Annotated in this window: 3 protein-coding genes and 1 pseudogene; all 4 read left to right on the top strand. The window is 71.6% G+C overall.

Annotated elements, in window-relative coordinates:
* A pseudogene (locus GH736_RS18815) lies at positions 1 to 317 on the top strand (serine hydrolase domain-containing protein); the annotation flags it as partial.
* A gap of 165 nt (positions 318 to 482) precedes the next feature.
* Complete coding sequence (locus GH736_RS18810) at positions 483 to 2219, top strand: CHAT domain-containing protein (protein ID WP_159606078.1); 1737 nt, start codon at positions 483 to 485, stop codon at positions 2217 to 2219.
* A 20-nt stretch (positions 2220 to 2239) separates the two neighbouring features.
* Positions 2240 to 2629, top strand: a complete 390-nt coding sequence (locus GH736_RS18805) for a CU044_2847 family protein (protein WP_159606076.1) — start codon at positions 2240 to 2242, stop codon at positions 2627 to 2629.
* 84 nt (positions 2630 to 2713) lie between these two features.
* A partial coding sequence (locus tag GH736_RS18800) for a CHAT domain-containing protein (RefSeq protein WP_159606074.1) occupies positions 2714 to 3875 on the top strand: 1162 nt, incomplete at its 3' end.

The following is a 3875-nucleotide window of genomic DNA, read 5'->3' as shown; positions in this document are numbered from 1 at the left end:
GCAACGACGGGTCGCTCGTGTCGAAGGCGGGCTACGACGCCATGCTGCGCCCGCTCACCGCCGGCCTGCCGAAGCTCGAGCCGTACCCCGAGTCGCGCGGCCAGGACTGGGGCTTCACCTGGAACCTGCGGCACTCGGCGCCCGGACTGCTCACCGCCGACACCTTCAGCCACGGCGCGTGGGCGGGCAGCGAGTTCGCCGTCACGCCGTCGCGCGGGGTGTGCTTCGTGCTCCTCACGAGCGTGGGCGGCGGCATCGGCCGGTTCGGCGTGAACATCGACGAGCTGCACAACGCGGTCGCCGCGGCCGTCGACTGAGCCGCCCCCGCGCCGGCCGGTTCAGGCAGGCGGGCTCGGGAGTACCCTGTGCAGTGACCGAACGTCTGCGAGGCGTTCTCCGTCCCGACGTTCCGGACGCTCCCGCAGCGCGAGGTCAGCGGTGCCACTGTCGACGTGCCCACGCCGGCGCACCAGAATGCACGCATGGACGCGGTGATGGAGTTGGAGATCGGGCCGGGTCCCGACCCGGGCTCCTTCGTGGTGCGCGTGCTCCAGTCCGTCGGCGGCGGGGAGCCGAGTGAGACCTTCAGGCTCGATCTCGACGACCTGTTGCGCCGCCGGCCCGAGCTCGAGGCGAATGTCCTGCTGTCCTCGATCGCCGCACGCCGGGTGATGTCGGACTCCGAGGCCGCCATCCAGGAGGTGGGACGGCGACTCTTCGAGTCGGCGTTCACCGGGAGCGTCGCCAGCGCCTACCGCACGAGCATGGCCGTCGCGGCCGAGCGCGGTGACAGCGTGCAGATCGCCCTGCGGCTCACCGCCCCTGGACTGGCCGCGCTGCCGTGGGAGGCACTGTACGACCCCGAGACCGAGCGCTACCTCTGTCGCAGGGATCCGCTCGTCCGGAATGTGCCGGCTCCCGCCTCCCCGCGGCTCCAGATCACGGCCCCGCTGCGGGTGCTCGGCATGATCGCGTCACCGCGCGGGCTGCCGACACTCGACGTCGAGCACGAGCGCGATCGCCTCGAGGAAGCCCTGAGACCGCATATCGACGACCGGCGGGTCGAGCTGCACTGGCTGGAGGACGTGTCGTGGGAGGGGCTCCACGGGAAGCTCCTCGAGCGTGAATGGCACGTGCTGCACTTCATCGGCCACGGGACCTACGACACCGACACCGACGAGGGGGTGCTGGCGTTCGTCGGACCGGATGGGCGCGCCGATTACGTCACCGCGTCGGCCCTCGCCGACCTGCTCGACGAGGCCGAGCCCACGCCACGCCTCGTCGTCCTGAACTCCTGCCAATCGGGCGCGGCCGGCGCGACGGACCTGTTCTCGGGCACGGCCGCGGCGCTCGCGCACAGCGGCATCCGCGCGGTCGCCGCGATGCAGTTCTCGATCAGCGACGCGGCCGCGCTCGCGTTCGCCCGCGGGTTCTACGCGGCGCTCACCAACGGGCGGGGCATCGACGAGGCCGTGCGGAGCGGTCGCATCGGCATCCTCGGCCTGGGGCGGGGCACGCTCGAGTGGGTCACGCCGGTGCTGTACCTGCGCGGCGACGCTCGCCTGTTCGACATGGTGCCGCTGAAGTGGGACCCGAGACCGAAGCCGCCGCTGCCCGGGCACCGATATCGGCAGAACTGGGAGCCGGTCCCCGGGCAGGGAACAGCGCACCCGCAGAGCGCACCGCCGTCTGGGCCGGCGCCTGTGCGATCCTCGAAACGGGTGTGGTGGGTGATCGCGGCGGTCATCGCCGCACTCGTCATCGCCGCGGCCGTCGTGGTCGCCATGCGTCCGGAGCTGCTCGGACTGGGCGCAGACGGGGACGACGACCCAGGCGACTCGGGCGACGGCGGCTCGGCGAGCACCGCAGAGCTCGTCGTGCCGCTCAACGGAGACTGGGTCGAGGCCGGGCTCTACTGCCTCCTGGGCGACGAGTTCGTGATCGAGGTGACCGGGCGGGGCTGGCTGGACGCCGCGCAGGAATCGGAGATCGGGCCCGACGGCCTGACGAACGGCGAGCACCCCGAGGATCGCGTGCTGGCCGACGCGAACACGGGATCGGTCATCGGCCGGCTCGACACCACCCCCGAGATCTTCCCGGTCGGAACGGGCACGACCTACGTGTGTCCGGCACAGGGGGACCTGCAGCTCAGCATCAACGACACCGATCTCCAGGACAACAGCGGCGAGTTCGGCGCATCCGTCACGCTCAACCAATAGCCAGACATCCGGAGGCGGCCATGCAGCGCATCGCGATCTTCACGACCGACGACGGCGGCGAGGTCGCCATCCAGGTCGCCGACGAGGTCCCGCCGGCGCAGACGGGTGGCACCGCCGGCGCCTCGCAGGACGTGACGTTCCGGGGGATCCCCGAGGGAATGGTGTCCAGCCGCGGCATCCCGGGCCGCGTCGTCGAGCGCACGCAGCAGAGCCTCGACGAGGTGCTCGCCCGCGCCCGGCCCGCGGTCACCTCGCTGGTGCGGCAGATGCGGGGGCAGGAGGACGCGCCCGATGAACTCGAGGTCGAGTTCGGCATCCAGGTCAGCCTCGAGGTCGGCGCCTACGTCGCTGCGGCGAGTTCCGCTGCGAACTTCCGCGTGACGATGCGGTGGCGCTCCCGTGAGCCGTGATGCCGAGGCATCCGGAATCGCACCGAGCCGGCGGCCAGTGCCTGCACGGTTGCCGTCGCGCCACGGTGCGACGAGGATGCGCGCATGGACACGGTGATGGAGTTGGAGATCGGGCCCGGCCCTGAGCCAGGCTCCTACGTGGTGCGGGTGCTGCAGTCGGTCGGCGGCGGCCAGCCCACCCGGGCGATGACGCTCGACCTGGCCCCGCTCGTCGACCAGCGACCCCTGCTCGAGGCCAGCGTGCTCTCGTCGTCGGTCTCCGCGCGACGGGTGATGTCGGACACCGAGACCACGGTGCAGGAGATCGGCCGGCGCCTGTTCGACGCGGCCTTCAGCGGCGACGTGCGCGCGGCCTACCGCACGAGCCTCGCCGTCGCCTCGGAGCGGGGCACGAGCGTGCAGATCGCCCTGCGCCTGACCGCGCCCGAGCTCTCCTCGCTGCCGTGGGAGACGCTCTTCGACGCCGAGACCGGCGCCTACCTGTGCCGGAAGGAGCCGCTGGTGCGGCGGGTTCCCGCCGCGTTCACCCCGCCCGTGCTCGCCCTCCGGCCGCCCATGCGGATCCTCGGGATGATCGCGTCGCCGCGCGGACTCCCGGCGCTCGACGTCGGCGGCGAGCGCGAGCGCCTCGAACAGGCGCTGCGCCCCCATCTCGACTCCGGTCGCGTGGAGCTCGAATGGCTCGACGACGTGACCTGGGACGGCGTGCACGCGAAGCTCCTCGAGAAGGAGTGGCACGTGCTGCACTTCATCGGCCACGGCTCGTACGACGCAGAGACCGACGAGGGTGTGCTTGCGTTCGTCGGCCGCGACGGCCGCGCCGACGAGGTGACGGCGTCGAGCCTCGCGGACCTGCTCGACGAGGCCGAGCCCACGCCCCGGCTCGTCATGCTCAACTCGTGCCAGTCCGCGGCATCCGGCACCACCGACCTGTTCTCGGGCACCGCAGCCGCCCTCGCGCACAGCGGCATCCGCGCGGTCGCCGCGATGCAGTTCTCGATCAGCGACGTGGCCGCCATCGCCTTCGCGCGCGGCTTCTACACGGCGCTGTCCTACGGGCGCGGCATCGACGAGGCGGTGCGGAGCGGACGCATCGGCATCCTCGGCATCGGCCGCGGCACGCTCGAGTGCTTAAGCTGTGTGCCCCTTCGGCTCGCTTCATGCGTCGAGTCTACGGCATTGACTTTGATCATCAAAGTGACTTACGCTTCGATCATCGAAGTGAAACGGATGCCGCGGCGGCGGC

Origin of the sequence: Agromyces humi (assembly GCF_009720255.1) — a bacterium.
Lineage (GTDB): Bacteria > Actinomycetota > Actinomycetes > Actinomycetales > Microbacteriaceae > Agromyces > Agromyces humi.
This window is presented reverse-complemented; position numbering and strand designations above follow the sequence as displayed.

Bases quoted from the DNA above. Each gene is read 5' to 3' on its own strand.
- GH736_RS18805 (WP_159606076.1), top strand. From the start codon at position 2,240: ATGCAGCGCATCGCGATCTTCACGACCGACGACGGCGGCGAGGTCGCC.
- GH736_RS18810 (WP_159606078.1), top strand. From the start codon at position 483: ATGGACGCGGTGATGGAGTTGGAGATCGGGCCGGGTCCCGACCCGGGC.